This window comes from Ornithinibacillus xuwenensis, from assembly GCF_039614845.1.
Taxonomy (GTDB): domain Bacteria; phylum Bacillota; class Bacilli; order Bacillales; family Amphibacillaceae; genus Ornithinibacillus; species Ornithinibacillus xuwenensis.
In genome coordinates, this window is record NZ_JBDIML010000003.1 from 487953 (window position 1) to 509928 (window position 21976).

The 21976-nt window shown below is 37.0% G+C and carries 23 protein-coding genes; 5 read left to right on the plus strand and 18 right to left on the minus strand.

Annotated features, from left to right (window positions below; all coding sequences use genetic code 11):
• Position 1: 1 nt before the first annotated feature.
• The 10 genes from ABC228_RS11945 to ABC228_RS11990 form a co-directional block, all read right to left on the minus strand.
• The gene (locus ABC228_RS11945) at positions 2-577 is read right to left on the minus strand and encodes a GyrI-like domain-containing protein (protein WP_345825370.1); all 576 of its coding nucleotides are present in this window, start codon (positions 575-577) and stop codon (positions 2-4) included.
• Entirely contained in the window at positions 578-1930 is a 1353-nt protein-coding gene (locus ABC228_RS11950) for a helix-turn-helix domain-containing protein (RefSeq protein ID WP_345825371.1), read from the minus strand.
• 284 nt (positions 1931-2214) lie between these two features.
• Positions 2215-3096, minus strand: a complete 882-nt coding sequence (locus tag ABC228_RS11955) for a hypothetical protein (RefSeq protein WP_345825372.1) — start codon at positions 3094-3096, stop codon at positions 2215-2217.
• Positions 3097-3205: 109 nt separating this feature from the next.
• On the minus strand, positions 3206-4285 hold the full coding sequence (locus ABC228_RS11960; RefSeq protein ID WP_345825373.1) for a sugar ABC transporter substrate-binding protein: 1080 nt from the start codon (positions 4283-4285) through the stop codon (positions 3206-3208).
• Positions 4286-4307: 22 nt separating this feature from the next.
• Positions 4308-5858 (minus strand): response regulator, encoded by a 1551-nt coding sequence (locus ABC228_RS11965; protein ID WP_345825374.1) that lies wholly within the window; start codon positions 5856-5858, stop codon positions 4308-4310.
• Complete coding sequence (locus tag ABC228_RS11970) at positions 5833-7296, minus strand: sensor histidine kinase (RefSeq protein WP_345825375.1); 1464 nt, start codon at positions 7294-7296, stop codon at positions 5833-5835. Before ABC228_RS11970 ends, ABC228_RS11965 begins: the two co-directional genes overlap by 26 nt.
• The gene (locus tag ABC228_RS11975; RefSeq protein WP_345825376.1) at positions 7293-8270 is read right to left on the minus strand and encodes a sugar ABC transporter substrate-binding protein; all 978 of its coding nucleotides are present in this window, start codon (positions 8268-8270) and stop codon (positions 7293-7295) included. Before ABC228_RS11975 ends, ABC228_RS11970 begins: the two co-directional genes overlap by 4 nt.
• Positions 8271-8495: 225 nt before the next feature.
• Entirely contained in the window at positions 8496-9671 is a 1176-nt protein-coding gene (locus ABC228_RS11980; protein WP_345825377.1) for a sugar ABC transporter permease, read from the minus strand.
• A gap of 12 nt (positions 9672-9683) precedes the next feature.
• Positions 9684-11204 carry an ATP-binding cassette domain-containing protein gene (locus tag ABC228_RS11985; RefSeq protein WP_345825378.1) on the minus strand — a complete coding sequence of 507 codons (1521 nt, stop codon included), beginning with the start codon at positions 11202-11204 and terminating at the stop codon, positions 9684-9686.
• 81 nt (positions 11205-11285) lie between these two features.
• On the minus strand, positions 11286-12401 hold the full coding sequence (locus ABC228_RS11990; RefSeq protein WP_345825379.1) for a sugar ABC transporter substrate-binding protein: 1116 nt from the start codon (positions 12399-12401) through the stop codon (positions 11286-11288).
• Positions 12402-12757: 356 nt separating this feature from the next.
• On the opposite strand from ABC228_RS11990, the gene ABC228_RS11995 reads away from it, so the two are divergent.
• Together ABC228_RS11995 and ABC228_RS12000 are read left to right on the plus strand one after the other, a co-directional pair.
• A complete protein-coding gene (locus ABC228_RS11995) occupies positions 12758-14560 on the plus strand; it encodes a cation:proton antiporter (RefSeq protein WP_345825380.1) in 1803 nt (600 codons plus the stop codon).
• A 60-nt stretch (positions 14561-14620) separates the two neighbouring features.
• The gene (locus tag ABC228_RS12000; RefSeq protein ID WP_345825381.1) at positions 14621-14947 is read left to right on the plus strand and encodes a hypothetical protein; all 327 of its coding nucleotides are present in this window, start codon (positions 14621-14623) and stop codon (positions 14945-14947) included.
• Positions 14948-14994: 47 nt separating this feature from the next.
• Here the strand turns inward: ABC228_RS12000 and ABC228_RS12005 are convergent, their stop codons facing one another.
• The gene (locus tag ABC228_RS12005) at positions 14995-15804 is read right to left on the minus strand and encodes a GNAT family N-acetyltransferase (RefSeq protein ID WP_345825382.1); all 810 of its coding nucleotides are present in this window, start codon (positions 15802-15804) and stop codon (positions 14995-14997) included.
• A gap of 42 nt (positions 15805-15846) precedes the next feature.
• Entirely contained in the window at positions 15847-15993 is a 147-nt protein-coding gene (locus tag ABC228_RS12010) for a hypothetical protein (RefSeq protein WP_345825383.1), read from the minus strand.
• 197 nt (positions 15994-16190) lie between these two features.
• On the opposite strand from ABC228_RS12010, the gene ABC228_RS12015 reads away from it, so the two are divergent.
• Entirely contained in the window at positions 16191-16982 is a 792-nt protein-coding gene (locus ABC228_RS12015) for an ABC transporter substrate-binding protein (RefSeq protein ID WP_345825384.1), read from the plus strand.
• Positions 16983-17071: 89 nt separating this feature from the next.
• Here ABC228_RS12015 and ABC228_RS12020 read toward each other — a convergent pair whose 3' ends face one another.
• From ABC228_RS12020 to ABC228_RS12040, 5 genes are all read right to left on the minus strand, one after another.
• On the minus strand, positions 17072-17281 hold the full coding sequence (locus ABC228_RS12020) for a hypothetical protein (protein ID WP_345825385.1): 210 nt from the start codon (positions 17279-17281) through the stop codon (positions 17072-17074).
• Between the two features lie 27 nt (positions 17282-17308).
• Positions 17309-17458: a small acid-soluble spore protein SspO gene (gene sspO, locus ABC228_RS12025; protein WP_345825386.1), complete on the minus strand. Its 150-nt coding sequence runs from the start codon at positions 17456-17458 to the stop codon at positions 17309-17311.
• A 74-nt stretch (positions 17459-17532) separates the two neighbouring features.
• Positions 17533-17946, minus strand: coding sequence for a ribosomal maturation YjgA family protein (locus tag ABC228_RS12030; RefSeq protein WP_345825387.1), 414 nt, complete (start codon positions 17944-17946; stop codon positions 17533-17535).
• Positions 17947-17997: 51 nt separating this feature from the next.
• A complete protein-coding gene (locus ABC228_RS12035) occupies positions 17998-18642 on the minus strand; it encodes a YczE/YyaS/YitT family protein (protein ID WP_345825388.1) in 645 nt (214 codons plus the stop codon).
• A gap of 82 nt (positions 18643-18724) precedes the next feature.
• A complete protein-coding gene (locus tag ABC228_RS12040) occupies positions 18725-19483 on the minus strand; it encodes a MerR family transcriptional regulator (protein WP_345825389.1) in 759 nt (252 codons plus the stop codon).
• Between the two features lie 92 nt (positions 19484-19575).
• On the opposite strand from ABC228_RS12040, the gene ABC228_RS12045 reads away from it, so the two are divergent.
• A complete protein-coding gene (locus ABC228_RS12045; protein ID WP_345825390.1) occupies positions 19576-20280 on the plus strand; it encodes a CPBP family intramembrane glutamic endopeptidase in 705 nt (234 codons plus the stop codon).
• A 149-nt stretch (positions 20281-20429) separates the two neighbouring features.
• On the opposite strand, the gene ABC228_RS12050 is transcribed toward ABC228_RS12045, so the two are convergent.
• Positions 20430-21287, minus strand: a complete 858-nt coding sequence (locus ABC228_RS12050; protein WP_345825391.1) for a metallophosphoesterase — start codon at positions 21285-21287, stop codon at positions 20430-20432.
• 193 nt (positions 21288-21480) lie between these two features.
• Here ABC228_RS12050 and ABC228_RS12055 point away from each other — a divergent pair, with 193 nt between their 5' ends.
• Entirely contained in the window at positions 21481-21894 is a 414-nt protein-coding gene (locus ABC228_RS12055) for a DUF4395 domain-containing protein (RefSeq protein ID WP_345825392.1), read from the plus strand.
• Positions 21895-21976 lie beyond the last annotated feature (82 nt).

The following is a 21976-nucleotide window of genomic DNA, read 5'->3' on the forward strand; positions in this document are numbered from 1 at the left end:
TTTAATAGATAGAGTCATACAATTCAACATGAAGATCTGTTGGATTAATTTCGTTTGCTTGATATAATTCTAGCTTCCAGCTATAGGAAGCACGTTTTAAGTCTTTTATAACCATCCAATTATGTATTACTTCATAGCTTTTTCCGATTAACGTATTAGGACCTTTATGCATCATCGTTACATACTTTTGTGGAGGAACGGTTAAGGTAACCATATCTTCTGGTACTTGCTGAAAACTAGATACTTGTACACATACCCAGTAACCATCCTTCTCAGGCACTGTATCCTCCACTATATACGCTCCAACCTGCCTACCCGAATTCATGACATGCTTTATTTCTTTTACTCTCTCTTGAAGGATGCATGCAGCTTTATGGATTTCTTCTTGATAGTCCTTGTTGCCACACAGCACACGAAATCCAATTAGCTTTACTTCTCCAAGCTCTTTTATGACAACATTACTCCTATTTATATCCTGACTATTTGCTTTCCCCATGATGACTCGTAAAGAATGTGGGGTCTGCTTTGGCCGAAAATCTTCTGGTATAATTTCTTTTTTATCACTTGCTATATTCATTCACATACTCCTTTCCATAATTGGTATGTAACATTTAACCGTAATGTCATTGGTAATGGTTGAAGGATAGTACATCGCGAACCACTGTCTTGTACTATCTAATACATACTTATTCTCCGCCACAATCCAGCGATGAATAATCTCCAAGACACCTGTAAGTGTTCCATATGCTTTCGTTTCCATGACAGCGAATAGTCCTCCACCAAGAATTTTCTGCTGAATATTCGAATCAGTTGACCTTTCGTTTTGTTTGGAAAAGGAGATTCCGTATTCACTCCAATGGGCTACTTCCTTCTCATTACCAAAGTCATACGAGACATATAGATTATTATTAGAATGGTCAATGAAATGACTTTCCGTTTGTAACCACTTCGACAACGTTATGTCTGCTTTTTCTTGTGAATCGGCTCCATAACAACGACTATAAGCAACCCAAAACGGTTCCACTTCCTCCACTTTCATTACCTCTGGATTTGCCTTCCGCTCTATTGGTAAATATAATTTCATTCGAACGAGCTTATCATGATACGTAATATACTCTTCTAAATAAGTATGAGACCCTTCAATAAATGAGCTTTTTGGTAGCCATTCAGACAAGAGGGTATTCCATAGACCGATAATTTTTTGCTCCTTATCTACCTGGGTTGCACCAACGGCATAAAGGCCAGCAGCTATTTCTTTCACTTCCATATTTTTTATAGATAGATTATTGACCTCATCGACATGTACGAGTATTTCATAGCGGAAATGATCTCTATTATGCTCGAAGCTTCTCTGGTTATCAGCTTCCACATTACGTCCAAAAAACCTTATGTTCTTCGTGTTAATTTTATTGCGATGTAATAATGCTTGTGCTGACGTGAATGCCTCCATCTCGATACCTTCTGCTGAGCCTGATTTATGTATATAGCTAAGCACCATCATGTTCTTCAGTTGAATGACCTTGACATCAGGGTATCGCTCAAATAACTCACGACTTTCTAAATAATTTACTTTTTCATATAGATTAATCCGTTCATAGAAATAATGAACATCAGATTCTTTATATACCTTTGGACTAACCCCAACAATCTTTTTAAATGACTTTGAGAAGGAAGCCTGTGATTCAAATCCACTTGAAAGTGCGATATCCAACACTGTAAGATTCGAATTTTTCAAATGCTCTGCTGCTATGCTAATTCGTCTCTTACGTAAGTAATCCTTGATGGGGTGCCCTGTTAAGGAATAAAACATTCGATATAAATGAGGAACAGACAAAGCAGCTTCTCTGGCAATTCCCTCTAGCTCTATGTCCTCTTGCAGATTATCCTCTATAAAATCGATTGCACGCTGAACATAATCCAAGTAATTCATCCTTCACCACCTATCTAGTTCCTAATCCCAGCTAGTATCGTTAACAATCTCTCTTAAAGTAATTATATCAAAGTTTGAAAATTTTCTTTTGTCCGTTTTTATCAAATTTCTAGTTCATGGTATGCTTTCACAGTATTATCATAAAAATCCTTTCTTTAAGACATGTTGAACATTAGACTTAGTAGCAATAAAAAACAGGAGAAATCGTTGTATCACGATAACTCCTATTAAAACTTATTATTCGACTATTACGTTTTTCCCTATACTAAAACTATGTAGCTCTTCTAATAAACTTCCCTTTCAAATACCTTTCCATCCTGATAGACAACTCTAGCTACTAACCGCATATCCTCGTATTGCTTTTGCTGCACTAGCTTAAACGAATTAGTCCCGCTATCAAACGTCAGCATCTGTTCCTCCAAAAGTGTTTCATTTTCATACTTTAGAAGATACACTTCCTCTATTTCATTAGATGGATTCTCTTCATTATGATTGACCAATAGGAAATTGTAATTATCTTCGTATAGATGTGTTTCTGATTGAATAATACCGTATTGCTCAGACCCAAAGTCTCCAAGATGTTCTGACTGAACTTCTCCACTTTTAACTAGGTCATTAGATGATACAGAAACATAATACATTAATTCGTTATCCTGATAATTTTCTTCGAGTATTTCTTTTATTCCTTGATCATATTTAGCGTCCTCATCCTGCGTTGTTACGGTATGATGCCATTCAGGTTTCAACGGGACCTCTATTGAAACATTTGCTTGAAAAAAGCCTTGCTCAACCTCCTTAACAGGTATGGAGGTGTAATCCTCTTGACTGTCAAGTTTATAATGAAATAGAATCTCCGAATTCTTTTGAAGCTCCTTCACTTGCCATTCAAATGAAAATTGCCTATCATTTTCTTTCGCTGAAATGATATCCAAAGTGATTGGAGTAATCCAGCTTTGCTGTTCCTTCATATCCTCAAGCATTCCCTGTATGTGAACTGATTGACCATCGACATTACTAATCAAATTGTGTTGCATGTCAATTACTTGATTTACTTGTGCTTCCATTTTGGTTGTCCTTGATAGTAAAACAACATTCAGAATCAAACTAACGACAAGAACTCCAATTACAACAACACGATATCCTTTCGTATTTTTATCATTTGCCATCTTTCTCCCCCTAAAAAAAGTCAGTACAGGTGTAATACTACATTGTACTGACTAGATACTATATTTATCCTAAGCTTAGCTTATAATAGTGCTCTGTTCAAGAGTGGCTTTATGGATGATAAACTTCCTCTCTGGAATGAAAGCCATCTTCAATGATTGTCTCATCGATATTGTTTTGATTAACGATGATTGGCGAGAGAAGAACAGATGGGACTTCAATTTTTCCGTTATTAATAACTCGGTCGGCTTCCACATCTTCTCCACTAGCGAGCTGAACAGCACGCTCTGCCGCTTCTTTAGCAAGCGCACGAATGGGCTTATAAATCGTCAATGTCTGAGTACCCTCCACGATTCGCTGAGCTGCGGCTAAATCTGCATCTTGTCCAGCAACTGGAATCTTGCCTTCTAGTCCTTTTTCCTTTAGCGCACGAATGACACCACCAGCCGTTGCATCATTAGCAGCAATCACTGCATCAATTTGATTATTATTGGCTTCTAGTGCGGCAAGCATATTTTTATAGGCATTATCTGGATTCCAATCCTCTGTCCATTGATCATAAACGACTGTTATATCCCCACGATCAATATATGGTTGAAGAATATTAAACACACCTTTTTTGACTAGGATAGCGTTATTATCTGTTATTGCTCCACCAATGTATACATATTTCCCTTTTGGAACTAGATTTGTCATTGCCTCCGCTTGAAGCTGTCCAACCATCTCATTGTCAAAGGAAACATATAAATCAATATTGGCGTTTTTAATGATCCGATCATAGGATAATACCTTAATTCCAGCTAGATGTGCTTTTTCCACAATCGCTGCAGCTGTTTCGGTATAATAGGGTACGACAACTAATAAATCGACGCCATTACTGATTAATGTTTCTACCTGTGAAATCTGGAGGGCAGCATCCTCGTTGGCAACCATAATTTCCACTTCCGCTCCCAACGCTTCTAGCTCCTCCCGGAATAATTCCTTATCCTTCGCCCAACGTTCCTCCTCTAACGTATCCATGGAAAAACCAATTTTTATTGTATCATCGGAGGTAGGCTCCTTTTCACTGGACACTTCTTCTTCTAATTGATTAGGAGATTTTACAGACGTATTTTCGTCTTCGCAGCCAATTAATAATAAAAATAGTGCCGTAACAACTATTCCAGTAAGTAACCCAAGACTTCTATTCAATGCGTGCGCTCCTTTCTCCAAATCACCCGTCACTAACCCTTTTTCCATGAATGGTATTTTGATATTCCCTTGGTGAGACATGGACTATTTTCTTAAACACTTTACTGAAATAATTCGGTTCATGATACCCAACCTCAATCGCAATCTCTTTAATGCTACGATTAGGATCATTCATCAAATTCTTAGCCTTTTCAATTCGACATTCAGTAAGGAAATCAATATAATTGATTCCTAGCTTTTCCTTAAACATCTTGCTGATGTATATCGGGCTCAGCCCCATCTTTGTCCCTAATGTATCCAATGATATCTCTTCATGGGAGTGCGCCATAATATATTGTTTAATTTGCTCCATATTATCTGCTTCGAGTCGTTTATAATAATTAATGTATAATTCCTTCATCTGGTCTAGTAATTGACCGGTTTCAGCTCGAAGCTGTCGGTAATCAGGCGTTTGAAAGGAATAGAGTGGTGTGTTGGTTTCCATACCAATAGCACCTAATATGCTTGAAACTACCCAAAGCACTTCCAATACCCTTTGCTGTGCTTGCATCGCATTTGTCCCTTTATTCTCAAGCATTTGAATAACGCTCATCACTTCGGTACGCACCTTGTCCCAGTGCCCAAGTCGAATATGGTCACGGATTTCTTTTTTCAATTCCTTTAGCTTCTGCTCATTGGATGCTTCTTCGACGAACTTTACTTCCGAGTGAAATTGGTATAACGCCAGCGAAGCTTTTTCCATTGTTGCTATTAATGCTTCATGATAAGATTTCTTAACCTCGGCTAATGTGGGATAGACATTACCTATTCCAATATACCATCCGGCTTGATCATAGAGCTTTTTTACAGATAAAACCTCACGAGCTAGCTTTACCGCTTGTGACCTAAACGATGCTTCACCATTTCGAAATACCACAACTGGTAGTTGATTTTCATATAGTGCACCAACTAAACTAAAGCCTATTCGTCGCACCTTTTCTTTAACCGTAGAATAAAGATGCTCAGCGCCAGCAGGCATCCGGATATTCATGACAAACACTTCATTGTTCGTGTTAATATCTAAAATTTCTACTAGCATATCAAAATGAACCTCGTGAACATGCTCAAATAAAAGCTGTGTGACAACATCGGTTTCAATTACAGCCATTGTCTGCTGAAACACAATCTGCTGTCGTTCATTAGTCACCCGGGATTTTTGTTCCATTACAATTTCCTTCAGTACTTTCCCAACCGTTTCCACAATGTCATTTGCCTTGCTGGGCTTTAGCAAATAATCAGTAGCCCCCAGCTTAATTGCTTGACGCATATAATCGAATGTATCATACGCTGTAACCATTACAAATTTCGTAGTCGGACTAATTGCAATGATTTGTTCAAGCGCATCCAAGCCGTTCATGCCAGGCATTTTTATATCCATTAAAATCAACTCTGGCTTTAATTGCTCCGCCATTTCGATAGCCATTCTTCCATTCCTTGCCTCTTGGATATCTAGACTCGGAAATGATTTATGCAAAATAGCCTTCATTCCGTCTCGCTCAATCTGTTCATCATCCACGATTAGGAGCTGTATCATTGTTTTCCCTCCTTAAAATCGGTAGTTTCAGCACAATTTTTGTATACCTATCTAAAACGCTTTCAATTTCAATAACATCATCATAACCATAAAACAGGCGTAATCGCTTCACAACATTACTAAAACCGATACCAGTAGAGTGTCCTTCCGTTTGTTTATACTTCTCCAGAAGAATTTGCTCAATTTTATCTGCTTCCATCCCCATACCATCATCCTCAATTTCGATGGTAATCCGTTTATCTCCATTTAGGATGCGCACCCATATATTGCCTCCATCCTCTCTCGGCTCAATAGCGTGGATCACTGCATTTTCAATTAATGGTTGTAGAGTTAATGTAGGAATTTTGATATCTAGACACGCTTCATCAATTTCCATATGAATTTTGAGACGATCCGTTAATCTTGCCTTTTGAATTTCCATGTATTGCTGTAATACGACTACTTCCTCCCGTAGGGTAACAGATCGATCCATTTGCTTTAAGTTATATCGTAACAACCCCGCTACATTAACTAGCAAATCACTTGTCTCCTGTGATCCTTCCAGATAAGCCTTTTTCGAAAGTGTGTTCAGCGTATTAAACAAAAAATGTGGATTTATTTGACTTTGCAAACTACGAAACTGGCTTTCTTGTAAAAGAATCTTATTCTGTTGAAGCTCATGCTCGAGTTGAGCCTTTTGCTTCGTTTCGAGGAATAATTTATTGATGTTTATTCGCATATGATCAAAGGTTTTCGCTAGAAATGCAATTTCATCATTTGTATCCACTTTAACCTGTTCGTCAAAACGTCCTTTTGATAGCTCATTCGCTGCTTTGGTAAGCTGAAGAACCGGCTTTGTAATACTACGTGAAAACCAATACGACATAACAAGCAGCATGAAAGCAATTAGAAGAATTAGCCATATGCCAAGCTCCTTTAAATCCTTCGACTGTGTAATGATACCAAGGTAAATTCGGTCATATGTCTTTAATTCTTTGTCGATTAATGTGAGCGTCATATCTGAAATATGGTTTGAAATACTCGTTGCTTCTGTAAATTCCTTTGCAGAAGCTTCCACTTCATTTTCTGAATAAAATATAATAAACCGATCCGTTGCCTCTATAAAACTATCGATTAAATGGATGTAGTTTGTTAGGTTAAAATTATTTTCTTCGTTTCGAAGATTATAAACGTCATTTTTAGCTTGAAGTACTTTACGCTTACTTAATTCGATTTGCTCGAGGTTATCCAAAGACGGGTGAAGCATATAATCATTTAAATCATCAATCACCTGCTGACTTGCATTGGTCACCTCGTTCATATTCAAGTAACGCTCTAGAATTTCATTATATTGGTTTAATGTTTTATTATTATAGTAAGTAAGTGTTATCCAAATAGCGGACATAATGGCCAAAATAACCATAGAAACCGTCCATATCTTCTTCTGTATTTTACTCATGGTATGTCAGTCGCCTTCATGATTTGAATTTCGGTTAAATAGCCGTTTGCATCAAGTGGAACGGTCTCACCTTTCAACCATTCCGTCATTAGCTTCACACTTTGGCTCCCCATTTGTTCAGGAGATTGTTTGATAATACCGTCTAATAAGCCTTGTTCAACTAATGTTAACGATTCAGGGCCATCATCAAAGGAATAAATAAAAAATGGCTCTGGCTGATAACGCTTGCTTATTTCTTGAATCATTGCTCCAACTGTATTCGCATTAACCGCTATAAACGCATATGCGTTAGGTACCTTATTTAAAACCGCTTGTGTTGCAGTGATTACTTCGTCTCTAGTACTCTCAGTTTCTGCATAATCAATTGATATATCTGGATAATTCTTCAAACTATCTTCTATTCCTTGAAGTCGTTGTTGCTGGTAATGTTCTGGATTATGATTATACATTAAGACAACATTTCCAGACGGTCCCATATCGGCTATCAATTGCGCCGCTATCATTCTACCTGCCTGATATTGATTCGAACCGACATACGTCCTTCTAAGGCTTTCATCCATTGGAACATCATTGGCCACCGTAATAATTGGAATTCCATAAAAAGAAGCCTTTACCTTTGTTAGCTCTTTAAATGCTTGTGAATCAAGTCCTTGTACAATTATTCCATCCACTTTTGACTGGATTGCAATTTCGATGTTTTTCAAGAAATCCTCTTGATGACTACCGTAATTTCCCCATATTTCCAGGCTTACCCCTAGTTCCCTAGCTTTATTCTCTGCTGCTCGTCCTACCTGATCCCAAAAAGGTGTGTCAATATCCTGAGTAATCAGTACTAAACGATATTGGGTTTGATCTGGTGTGATTTCTTTAGGCAATTCCAAGTCTGATTGAAATACACGTACAGCAGATACAGTTGTAAAATAACAAAGTATGATAAATATGGTACTTAACATGATAAGGGTTGTCTTACGCAAAAGAGGTAGCTCCTTTCTCTTTTATCCAGTCCGGATGAACCAAATCATTCTTTCTAGAGGAAACTATAATCATCATACCACCTATTGTTGACTGTTGAATACTGCAATTCTGCTATTATTTTGAAAAAGGAGAATGTTTCCTTTTGAGAATATTCAAATCAAAACAAGACAAAAAGAAGGGCAGTTATCAGCCCCTCTTTTCCCTTTTCTATTCTACACGTAAAACTATTTTCCACGTTTACGAGTCGTTACATCGAAGATAACCGCTAAGGCTAATACGCCCCCACGGATCATATATTGATACGAAATACCGACACCTAATAGGTTCATACCATTTGTAAGAGAAGCCATAACAATAGCTCCAATGATTGCTCCAGTTACTTTTCCTACACCACCTGCAGAAGAAACTCCACCGACATAGGCTGCTGCAATTGCATCAAGCTCAAACAAAGTACCAGCAGTCGTGGTAGCCGATTGTAAACGAGAAGTAAATAGTATCCCTGATAGCGCAGAAAGCAATCCCATTGAACCAAATACTAGCAACGTGATTTTGCTAACGTTAATTCCGCTTAGGTGTGCCGCTTCTGGATTACTTCCCACCGCATACACATGACGTCCAATGACTGTCTTTGTTGTAATGAAATGGTAGATAATCACGACAAGTAGAATAATAACCAATGTCCATGATAGCCCATTGTAACCTGCCAGAATCCAGGTAATGTATGCAATAATTGCCGAAACAAACACGAGCTGTACAATAAAAATCGGCTTTGATACAACCTCAAAATTATACTTCACCATTTTGCTACGTTTTGATACAGCTCCATAAATGTAGAATAAGATTCCTAATACACCAACAAGTACAGAAAGCAAATGCAATCCACCTATTTGGCCAAGTGACGGAATATATCCATTACCGATTGCATTAAATGCATCATTTTGGATAATAATAGTTCCAGAATCCTCTGTTACTTGTAAGAGCGCTCCTCTAAAGATGAGCCAGCCCGCAAGTGTTGCCACAAAGGAAGGGATCCCCACTTTTGCAACAAGTAAACCAGTAGTCAAACCGATAACTGTTCCAATTAGAAGGATGACTGGAATAGCCAAGTAAACTGGCATGCCAACTTCCATGAGTAAAATAGCTGCAATAGCACCAAGAAATCCAGCTAGGAAGCCAATAGACAAATCAATATGGCGTATAACGATAACGATCATTACCCCAACTGCCAGTACAGCAATATACCCTGCGGAATCTAGTAAATTACTAATATTACGAGAAGATAAAAACAAGCCATCTGTTAAAATCGTAAACGTCAACATAATCACAAATAAAGCGATATACATTCCATAGTCACGAATATTGTTTGTTAATAACGTTTTTAATTCAGTCAAAAATTTCATTGACTCCACCCCCTATTGCGTAGCAAGTTGCATAATTTTTTCTTGATTAGCCTCTTCAGCTGATAGCTCACCTTTTATTTCACCCTCAGCCATTACGTAGATGCGATCACTCATTCCTAAAACTTCTCCAAGCTCAGAGGAAATCATAATAATACTCATCCCTTCCGCAATAAGACTATTCATAATGGTATAGATTTCAAATTTAGCCCCTACATCGATACCTCGAGTTGGCTCATCCAAGATTAGCAGTTTTGGGTTAACAAAAAGCCATTTACCAAGAGAGACCTTTTGTTGGTTACCACCACTTAGATTTCCAACCAGCTGTTCAATAGACGAAGCCTTAATGGTTAAGTTTTGCTTGTATTCCTCTGCAACTTTAATCTCTTCATTTTCATTTATCACACCACTTGCAGAAATCTCTTTGAGATTACTAACGGAGATATTGTTTTTAATATCTTGGGTTAAAAATAGGCCATCACCTTTACGATCCTCTGTCACATAAGCAATGCCTGCTTTAATTGCGTCTTTTGTATGCTTAAACTTTCTCCGTTTACCTTCAACTGTTAAGTCACCTTGCAATTTATAGGATTTTGGATTCCCATAAATACTTTGAGCAAGCTCTGTACGTCCTGCTCCCATCAAGCCAGCAACCCCAATAATTTCTCCTTGTCTCACATGGAAATTAACATCCTTTAGGATTTGCTTACCAATTTGCGGATCATATGCTGACCAATTTGAAACTTCTAGAATTTTTTCACCAAACGATTTATTATCACGCTTCGGATAGATATCACTAATTTCTCGTCCTACCATATTCTTGATAATGGCAGCCTCCGTGATTTCGCCTTTCGATGCGTCTAACGTACAAATTGTATTTCCATCGCGAAGTAGTGTAGCACTATCAGCAATTGAAATTACTTCCTTCAGCTTGTGAGAAATCATGATACTCGTAATGCCTTCTTTCTTCAGCTCGCGGAGAAGTTCAAGTAGATTTTCACTATCATCTTCATTTAATGCAGCTGTTGGCTCATCCAAAATGAGTAATTTGACTTCTTTACTGAGGGCTTTCGCGATTTCAATCAATTGCTGTTTTCCAACTCCTAAATCCTTAATTAACGAATCAGGATTTACTTTCAATTTCACTTTTTCGAGCATGTTTTTTGACTCGACTATTGTTTGATTCCAATCAACAACGCCTTTGCGTTGCACTTCATTACCTACAAATAAATTTTCATATACGGATAAATCCGGAAATAAAGCTAGTTCCTGATAGATAATAGCTATACCCGCATCTACACTATCACTAATTTTCGTGAATTTTTGTACGTCACCATTAAAAATAATATTGCCCTCATAAGTTCCATACGGATAAACTCCACTTAAAACCTTCATAAGCGTTGATTTACCAGCACCGTTTTCACCAACTAAACAGTGAATTTCACCTTTTTTCACCTTGAAGTTAACATTGTTTAGCGCTTTAACTCCTGAAAAATCCTTCGTTATCTGATCCATCTCTAGAATGTATTCACTCATCGCTACCACCCTTTTACAAAACAAGTTAGAATGATGAAATAGTAATAGGAAAGCCTATTACTATTTCATCTTGTTATTCTATTATTCTAATCCTGTGAATTCGCTTGCTTCGTAGTAACCAGAATCAATGAGTTCAGATTGAACGTTTTCTTTATTCACAACGATTACATCTGTTTGCTTCGCTTTTACATCTGTTGCACCGTTATCATAAGAACCAGTTGTTTCTGGAGTTTTATCTTCCAGAATGTCAATCGCCATACCCATTGCGTCACTTACAAGTGTACGAACATCTTTGAACACTGTCATTGTTTGCTTGCCATCAAGAATATATTGGATAGATGCTTTTTCTGCATCTTGACCTGTTACAACATAGTTTGAAATTGCAGGGTCTGAACCGAATACATCAGCAATAGCACGTGCAGTTCCATCATTTGGTGCTAGAATTGCGACATCACCTTTCATGTCTTCACTTACAGCAGTCAAATGTGTTTCTGCTTTATTTTTTGCTTCGCTTGGATCCCAGTTTGTTGTTACCTGACCTAAAATAGCACCCATTTCATCACGAGTAAGCTCTGACTTATCCTTCAATGCTTCCGCTTCACTTGAGTTTGCAATAACGAAAGTTCCGTCAGCAATCTTCGGTTGAAGCACTTTCCATGCACCCTCGAAGAATAAGAATGCATTATTATCAGATGAAGCACCAGCATATAGGTAAAGTGGAACGCCAGTACCTTCTGCATTATCGATTAAGTATTGACCTTGCGCTTCTCCAACTGCAACACTGTCAAATGTTACATAATAGTCAACTGCTTCTGTGTCCGTAATTAGACGGTCATAAGCAATAACAGTAATTCCTTCTTCTTTTGCAGCCTCTACAGATGCACCAGCTGCTGCTCCATCATGAGGAGCGATAATCAGAACATCAATACCTTTGCTGATTAATGTTTCTACATTTTCTTTTTCTTTAGCAGATGAACCTTGGCTAAATAGAATCTCAGTTGTATAATCAGAGCCATCTAAAGCAGCCTTAAATCTTTCTTCATCCTGAACCCATCTAGGCTCATCTTTTGTAGGTAATACGATACCTACGCTAACTGCCCCACCTTTACCACTGCTTTCACTATTACATGCAGCAAGAACGAACATTAACATGATGGCAACAAGACCAAAAGTTAACGCTTTCAAAGTCTTTTTCATTTCTTCCAACTCCCTTTTTTAATAGTGCTTTCTATCTACAAGTTTCATTATAGCTACTTGCATTTGGTATGTAAGCGTTAACAAGTGGTAATCTTTTAATATTATCTGTACTTTTTTAACCTTCTGTACTATTTAGCTATGATTGTTAAATTATTGTCGCAAATTGAGCATGTTATTTGAGGCTATGTCAACTTCTCTAAGCGTGTAGTGTCCACTAATATAATACAAGCTTCTGACCAAGTGCATACGGGATAAAAAAGGTATTCAAGCAAAGAATAGATATTACATTAGCTAGTTACAACTTAGCATGATAAACTACTTTTATTGGACAAAATTTACTTGAAAGAATTAAGAAGGTGATTGTTATCCACCAAGATTTTGCACTTATTAGTATTGTAATAGTTATTTCTCTTGGTATTTTTTCACAATGGTTAGCATGGCGAATTCAATGGCCATCGATCGTCATTATGTCAGTTGCTGGGCTGCTAATTGGCCCGATGTTTGGTTTAATTAATCCGCAAGAAGCACTTGGGAGCCTCTACAGTCCAATCATTTCCCTAGCTGTTGCGTTGATTTTATTTGAGGGGAGTAATAGCCTCGATGTCCGAGAGCTGAAGGGCATTTCCAAATCCGTATACCGAATCGTAACGATTGGTACTTTTATAGCTTGGATTGGTGGTTCATTAGCAGCCCACTTTATTGCTGGGCTTAGTCTGGAGATTTCCTTTATCATCGGTGGCTTATTTGTTGTAACGGGACCTACTGTCATCATTCCTTTGTTACGACAGGCAAAATTAACATCAAGAATTGCTTCGGTATTAAAGTGGGAAGGAATCATTGTTGATCCGATTGGCCCATTACTTGCACTTTTTGCTTATGAAATTATTAAAATTACATCAGCAGAGTCTTTTAGCTATAGTGATTTCATCCCTTTCTTTGTCGACTCCATTATAGCTGTCATTGTCGGGTTCGTTATTGGAATTATCATGAGTTTTCTTGTGGGGAAAGGAGTATTCCCAGAATACTTGAAATCTCCTATTATATTTTGCTTTGTATTAATTTGTTTCACGATAGGGGAAGCAATCATGCATGAGACAGGAATGCTTGCGGTAACCGTAATGGGACTTACATTAGCTCGAACGAAAAAGCATGTTCATTCCATCAGTAGTATCGGTCATTTCATGGAGAATATCTCTGTAATGCTGACCTCTACAGTGTTCATCTTGCTTACCGCTTCCCTATCCCAGGAGACTATCTTGGAAATATTCACATGGCCAATACTTAGCTTTGTGTTGGCAATGCTATTCTTAGTCCGACCACTATCAATTTGGATTTCTACAATAGGTACGGAGCTCTCTGTACAAGAAAAAACCCTTGTCGGCTGGATTGCTCCAAGAGGGATTGTAGCATTAACCGTTTCAGGGTATTTTGCTGAGTTGCTGATAGATGATGGCTATCAGCACGCATCTATTCTAACCTCGCTAACCTTAGCATTAGTTTTTATTACGGTCTGTGCACATGGATTTTCCATTGGACCTATTGCAAAAAAACTGGGTTTAGCTAACACAGAGTCTACTGGTATCATTATTGTCGGAGCAAGTAGTTTTTCCATCGCCTTTGCTGAGCATTTAAAACAATTAGGCACACCTGTATTAATAGCAGATACATCTAATAGCCGCTTGCACCAAGCTAGAAGGATAGGGATTGCAACCTACCATGGAGAAATCCTATCTGAGCAAAGTGAATTTGAAATTGACATGACACCTTATGACATGATTTTATCCATGACAGGAGATGTCGCATACAATGCGCTTGTATGCCAATCCTATATTCCTGAATTCGGTTACCAAAACATCTTCGCCCTGCCAGTAGGTAGTCATAAGACAAAGAATTCCGAGCTTCCATCTTCTCTCAAGGCAAACTTACTTTTTGGTGAAGGGGAAACTTTTACAGAACTAAATAAGAAGGTTAACATTGGCTACTCTCTTCAAACGATAGAAATTGAAAATAAAAAAACAGTACTAAAAGAAGAGCTACCATTAAATGGAACACCTTTATGTATGAAAAAGAAAAATGGCAACCTCGTTTTTGTCACCTTTAAGGAAAAGATCTTGCTTGATGAAGGCGATCAGTTAGTTGTATTGATGCTGGAGGAATAATCCTTCAGCATCTTCTTACCTATTTAATAGAATAAGAAACTGAAAATGGAGGATATGATTATGAAGAAAGCTGTCTCCTTAAGCGCTTTAAAAGCTTTAGTAGAATCGAAATCCAAGAAAAAAACAGTGATAAAAATAATATGGAACGATACGGAGAAGATTACATTATTCATCACACCAAATATGAAAATAAATTCCTTTATTTATGACGAAAAGGAAGGCTATTTATTTTATGATAACGCTGGTAATCCAATTACATATACGATTCCATGTATTTTAACAGAAGAAGTTTTAGTGGATGGACAGGTACTTTTAGTGGATGAATTATTCGTAAACAAGGAGCGATTATCAAAGGAAGATAGACAATTTTTAGAGAAATATTCGTAATAAATCGATAGCCCACCGAGTCAATTCGATGAGCTATCCTCTTCGCATTAAACAAGCTCGACAAAATAGCGTTTTTCCTCTTCCACAACCTCAAACCCAACAGATTTGTAGAGGTTTAATGCTTTTTCATTTTCTGTATCTACCATTAATTGTGCTTCACCCAATCCTTTTTCCTTCAAGTAAAGAAGCGCCTTTGTCAAAAGGAATCTAGCAATTCCTTGTTTTCGCCATGCTTCTCTGACAAATACATCTTCGATAACGCCAATTTCTTCATCTTTCCAAGCCATTGTACATGCGATTATGTTCCCGTTTTGTCTTACTGAAATGGCTGTCCAGTCCTCGTTACCCTTGTATTCATGTAATCTTCTTTCACCTAAGGCTGCATCTGGCCAAATTTCACATTCTACAGCTAAATATTCCTTTTCTTCTTCCACTGTTTCCATTTTCCAAAAGTCCCATATCAGATTTCCATGGGCTAATGCAACATCCTGTACCGGCTGATGAAGATCTCTTTTCATTGTGTATAGTGTATTAAGAGGCTTAAAATTTTTCTCCTCGAGAAAATATCGGTTATTGTTTACCTCTGAACTAAAGTTTCCAACACAAAAAATGGTTTGATGACTAGATGAGAGCTCCTCTTTTATGGTTAATGCACGATCATGCAAGCGATCATAAAGGCTATTGAGTAAATCAAAGTCTGACTCACGACCAGGTAGTGCTTTAAGATTGAGAAAAATGGTGTGTTTACTGTCCGCTGGATGACTCTCTGGAACACTATTAATAACTTCAACTTGCCCCTTCGCAATCATCTGTTTATCATCAAAAGATTCTCCCAATTCTCCTCGGGTCCAATCCACCAAAACACTACTTTTCTATCCTTTGTAACTTTTTGATAGAAATCACCTAATAAGGGCATATCCGTTTGTTGAAAATTCCTTATGATAACTGAGTTCATTTCGTTTCCATTCTCCTCTGTTTTTTTCTGAATTTTGTAGAGCACTTTCTGCACGCTCTGTATCTACGTTCTTATATATCCATACATTCATTACAATCATCCCCAATCCGGTAATTTTACTAGTTCCTTCATTAGTTTACAAAATATACCTATATTTGAAAATAAAAACTTTTCCTACTTGAATAATACATTTTCGGAAACCAACTAATATTGTCACCCCCATTCGTGACAACACGCTTACTCTTCGTTACACTAAAAGTACATATATCGCTACAAGGAGGGTTTGAAATGCAACGCATTACCGATCACCTTGGAAGAACAGTCACTTTTTCTTTTCCGCCAAAACGAATTATTTCCCTTGTACCTGCCATTACTGAAACCATGTATCATATCGGGCTCGAACAAGAAATTGTTGGGAGAACAAGATTCTGTGTTCATCCGAAAGATAAAGTAAAGCAGGCCGAAAATATCGGTGGTACAAAAGAGATCAAACTTGATCGCATCCATGCCTTAAAGCCTGACCTTATTATTGCTGAAAAGGAAGAAAACACGAAGGAAATCGTGGAGACGCTTGAAAAGCATTATCCCGTCTATGTGTTTGAAATCACAGGAATGGAAGATGTTATCCGTATGATTAACGATCTTGGAAATATCACTAGCCGAACTGAAAAATCTTCAAATCTCGTGGAACAAATCCAATCGGAATTCCAAACACTTCCGAATGTATCCGGAAAACGAGTTGCATATGTTATTTGGAAGAAGCCATATATGGTTGTCGGTAACCATACATTTATTCAATCATTGCTTAGTAAAATGGGCTTCATTAATCCATTTACAGAAATGGAAGGAAGATACCCCGTCGTATCCGAAGTAGATTTTAAGCAAGCAGAATTGGACTACATTCTATTAGCAACTGAGCCTTATCCGTTTAGACAAATTCACTTAGAAGAATTCCAAGCATTATTACCTCATGTTCAACCTATTATTGTAGACGGGGAAATGTTTTGGTATGGAGCGAAGATGATCGAAGCTGCTCCTTATTTTAAAAAACTATTTGGAGAAAAAAGTGGAATTGTATAAAATGATAAAAAGAAGTAACCGCTTCTAAACTAGGTTTATGCGGTTACTTCTTTTTGATTTACGGAAATACTTTGAAGGAGAAAGTCATACTAATCCTCATGATTAACCGGATTTCCTCGCATCATCTTTTCAAACTTTTTCAACTGCTCATCATGCATTTGATTTAAAGAAGAGTATTTTTCATTTCTATCCATATTGGTACTCATACCAATTTGAGTTCCTTCTGCATCATTTAATATACTCTCTCGTTTACCATCTCGATGTGGTGTTACTTCCGATCCAGTATTTCGACGTTCCATTAAATGCACTCCTTAGAATCATGAGCTTTACTGCCTCTTTTTCGTTTTTTTGTTATTATATTTTTCATTTGCTGTCAGAGGTTCATTTGCAAACTCATGATCGAATTGCTTAGATAGCTTCTTTCTGACAGCTTGTTCATCACTAAATCCGCCATTTGGCAACTTTTTCTTACTCATGTAAACACCTCCTTCATTATGTTTCTACATATCAGGTTCAAATATGTTACCAAAAATAAAAACAACCCTAATCATTAGGATTGTTTTTTAGTATTCTTTACTGAACAAGCATGAAATAATTTATCGAAGAAAAAGGCAATTACAATCCCACTCGTATAACGAAATAAGTCCACCGTGAGGTAGCCTTTTCCTAAAATTAATCCTCCAATTATCGTATTACGTATCAAATTAATCCAATTCGCCTGATAAAGCTGTGAGAATTCGATACAAAAGCAAAATAAAAGACTCACCCAAAGAGATGTGTGCATATTACCTTGCACCAATAAATACCGGAAACCAAAGTAAACCATCATCGCCCACAGTATATCCCCAGCATTTTCGGCAATCACGAACGGAAGAAAATGACTGTATACTCTTGAAGCTAAGCCAAATAATATCATCATAACAACTACGATGAAATAAACCAGTCTCTTTTGCTGATAACTCATGCTCATCACTCTTTATTATTAATTTTTCTCTCGTAAAAAGAAAACAAAAAACTATGCCCTAGATTTAGACAACTGTCTTTGCTGATACTGCTTTTCGATAATAAAAATTGCGCGCTTAAATTTGGAAAATGTAAACGCAAAAACAGGACTTTGAATGAATGTAAAAATAAAGGTAAATACAAATACAGGTCCACCTAAGAATAGTCCGATTAATAACACGAACGACTCGACGATTATTCGTATTCTTCCAACTGGCGCATTTAATTTATCGGAAATGGATAGCATAAATCCGTCTCTTGGCCCAGCACCAACCTCAGCAGCGTTATACAAACCACCGCCAAATCCCATCATAATAATTCCTATAATTATAATTAAGAAATCCACCCATGTATGGGTTGCTGTTGGTAGGAAATCTAACCATAAAAAGAAATCCACAAATACTCCTACAAGAATTGCATTAAAAAATGTCCCCAATTTTATGTAGCGTTTATCCAAAACCAACGAAACGATAATTAATAATACCGATATAATAATGGCCCAGGAACCTATAGATAACCCTAATTTTTCATATAAAGCTACGTTCAATACATCCCACGGATGAACACCTAGATACTGCATCTTCAAAGCAACTGTAATCCCATAGCTAAATATTAGTAGTCCACAAATAAAAAACAACCAACGAATGAAACGTATCATAATTTCCCTTCTTTCCTATTTCATCATAGTACGGTTACTTAGATCTTGGAAAGGACATAGACTTAGCAATCATGTATATTAACTAACACTTCGCGATTTTACTATCTTCAAATAGTTCAATCGCCTTTTCCATAAATGCTAATACGTCTGCACTCACGGGATAAAGATTAATTTCTCTGGACTTCTCTGGTGATTTCCGTATCTCAAAGAACTTATTACCAAGTTCTTCATTTCCACCAAATAACGCATCTGATAAAATCAGTGTGTCTTCAGCAATAATTTGACCTTCGATTGAATCCGGAGAATCTCCCCGTTCCAAACATCGCTCAATTCTTCTCATAATATTAATCCATTGTCTTATTTCTGGTCCATCTTGTTCCATTTTGGGAAGCTTTCCCTTTAATACCAGCTGTTCTTGCTGATTAAAATATTTATTCCAATCTTGACTTACTCTGTCACCATTCTGTGCCTGCTGTACTAGAGGTATTAGTTGTTCCCATGCTAGATCCCCTTCTAGATGCACCAAATTGAGGAGCGTGTTTGTATGATGAACAGATTTAGTTAGTTCTTCCATTTTCTCTTCCAATGACACTTGATGTGCATGAAGCAATTGTTCAATAGTAATTTTTGAAAGGATTTTTTCAATATCATGCAGTGATAAGTTCAGCATTTTTAACATGGTTATTTTTTCTAATGTTAGTAAATCCTCGTCACTGTATAACCTTTTCCCGTTCTCAGACTTTTCACTTGGGGTCATTAATCCGATTTGATCATAATAACGAAGTGTTCGAACGGACATTTCTAGCTTCTTTGCCACTTCTCCAGTAGAGTGAAAATTCATCCCTAGCCCACCTTTTTTTAAAAAGTACTTGCAGGTTACGTAACGTCACCAATTACACTAACTATAGCATACAAAAAAGGAAGGTATTCAAGATGAACAATAAAAATACATTTTTCAAGCAAAGTCCCTGGTCCTGGAAGGAATTAATTTTATTATTAGTACTGGTGCTAGTACTCGTACCTTTTTTTATTGAGTATTTGTTCATGCATACGTTAACGGATCTATTTCAAAATGAATTGTATTCCGGCACACTTATTGGATTGATTATGGCCATTATTTTTACATTTGGGGTCTATTTCATTGCAATAAAACCTAAAAAGCTCACCTGGCAGGAAGTAGGACTACAGCCATTCTCAAAGTCATATTGGCTTCCAACTATTGGATGGACCATTATGTTAATTATCAGTGCTATTTTGGTAACAATAGCAGTCGAAGTGCTAATCAATATTGGAACTGATAATAGTAAGACAGAGAGCTTACAAACAAGATTATCGTTTATGAATATCAGCATTGCCTTTATTTCAGCAGCAATTATTTCACCTATTTATGAAGAAATTTTTTACCGAGGATTTCTTTATCGTTGGTTCAGGAGTAAATATGGCGTAAGGGCTGGGATTCTCATAAGTTCCTTTATCTTTATGCTGGTACATATCCCTACATATAACTCACTACCATATACCTTTTTATCTGGACTAATATTTGCTTGGACATATGAAAAAACACATTCCATTTATCCTGCAATGATCATTCATGGTTTATTTAACGGGTTATCGATTGTGTTAACTGCCACTTTGTAGGATAAAATGGGAGGAGCCATCCGCTTCTAGAGGATAATTCATCCTTTTTATCCTATTACTTATGATAATTAAACAGAATAAAGTCAAAACAAAGCCAGGAAATCCACTCTCGGATTTCTGGCTTTGTTGATTAGCAATTACCATTCTTATTAACGCGCTCCCGAAATTGTTATCACACTAACCTGACTCTGATTCAGAAATCTTACTGGTGCAACACTTGTACCAAGACCACTATCAATATATAAAAATTGATTTTCATTTATTTCATACGTTCCCTTCTCCAGCTGCGGAAGCAAGCCCTGATCTGGTGCAACGATAGCACCAATGAATGGCACCCTTATTTGACCGCCGTGTGTATGGCCACTTAAAATCAAGTCAGCAGAAATATCCTCATATTCTTCCACTACATTCGGTGCATGAGAAAGTAAAACAGTATAGTTCGTTTTGTCAACATTAACAAAGGCAGCACTCATGTTTTCATGATTAGTAGAAACATCATCTATCCCAACTAAGTTGATTATTACCTGCCCTATCTTAATCGATGAAGATTGATTGTTTAGGACAGTTACATTACGTTCTTGAAGTCCCTCTACAAAATTACGTGTATTTGTATGATCCCATTCATGATTCCCTGTAACAAAATACACATGCTTATTAAGGGCTGTTATTTTTTCCACAAGCATAAATACATTGCTAAAATTATTCGTGTCTCTCGAAATGAGATCACCTGTTAGCACAATAATATCGGCATTTTCTTTCTTAACTGTTTGAATCAATTTTTCATTATTTTGACCAAATTCCTTATTATGTAAATCACTAATTTGTAGGATAGTGAATTCGGAGTCAGCTGGAATTTTTTCATTATGAAACTGGACTTTATTTACTTTCATCACATTGGTATCGATGTATACTTTTACACATGATGTAAGAATCACCAGAATTCCAGACCATATTAAAAGTTTCTTCTTTGTTTTGAATCCACTTTTAACTATTCTATCTTTAGGCATGCCTTCTCATCCCTTTCAATCTACGCATCTATTCTAAATTACTCCTATCTCTAATCACCCTTATACATTTCATCATATCAAAATAGTTATTTTTATGAGTAATTAAGTCTCTTCCTCCCCTTCAAAGTTAAAAAAACTTTATTCCGAGTAAACTACTATGTATAATAAGAATTAATGAGAGGAGATGAAATTTATGAGTATCCCAAAACCGCTTGTTCAGATTAACCAGAGTTTTATAGTCTTGACAGTTCTCCTAGGCTTAATCATAAATCCGGCTATTTTGATAGCTCCGTTTGTAATTGGAGTCATTACCTTAATTACGAAGCAAAATCCTATTATTCTATTTAGTAAGCGTTTTTTGAGAAAAGATCCTAGTCAATATAAACAAGAAGATAAACAACAACAATTATTCAATCAATGGATTGCCACCATTTGTGTTGGCCTTTCCCTACTGTTCTTCTATACCAACTTGGAAATTCTCGCATATACATTTTCAATCATGGTATTAGCTGCATCCAGCATCGCACTTTGTGGCTTTTGTATTGGTTGTTTTATCCGTTACCGCTATATCATGTGGAAGTATAATCGTACAAAAGTGCAACCTTAATTCAAAAGGAAGAAATCACGGAGCAATGTCAGTGATTTCTTCCTTTTGAGCCAATAGAAGTACCTGAAGAATGCGAGCGTGC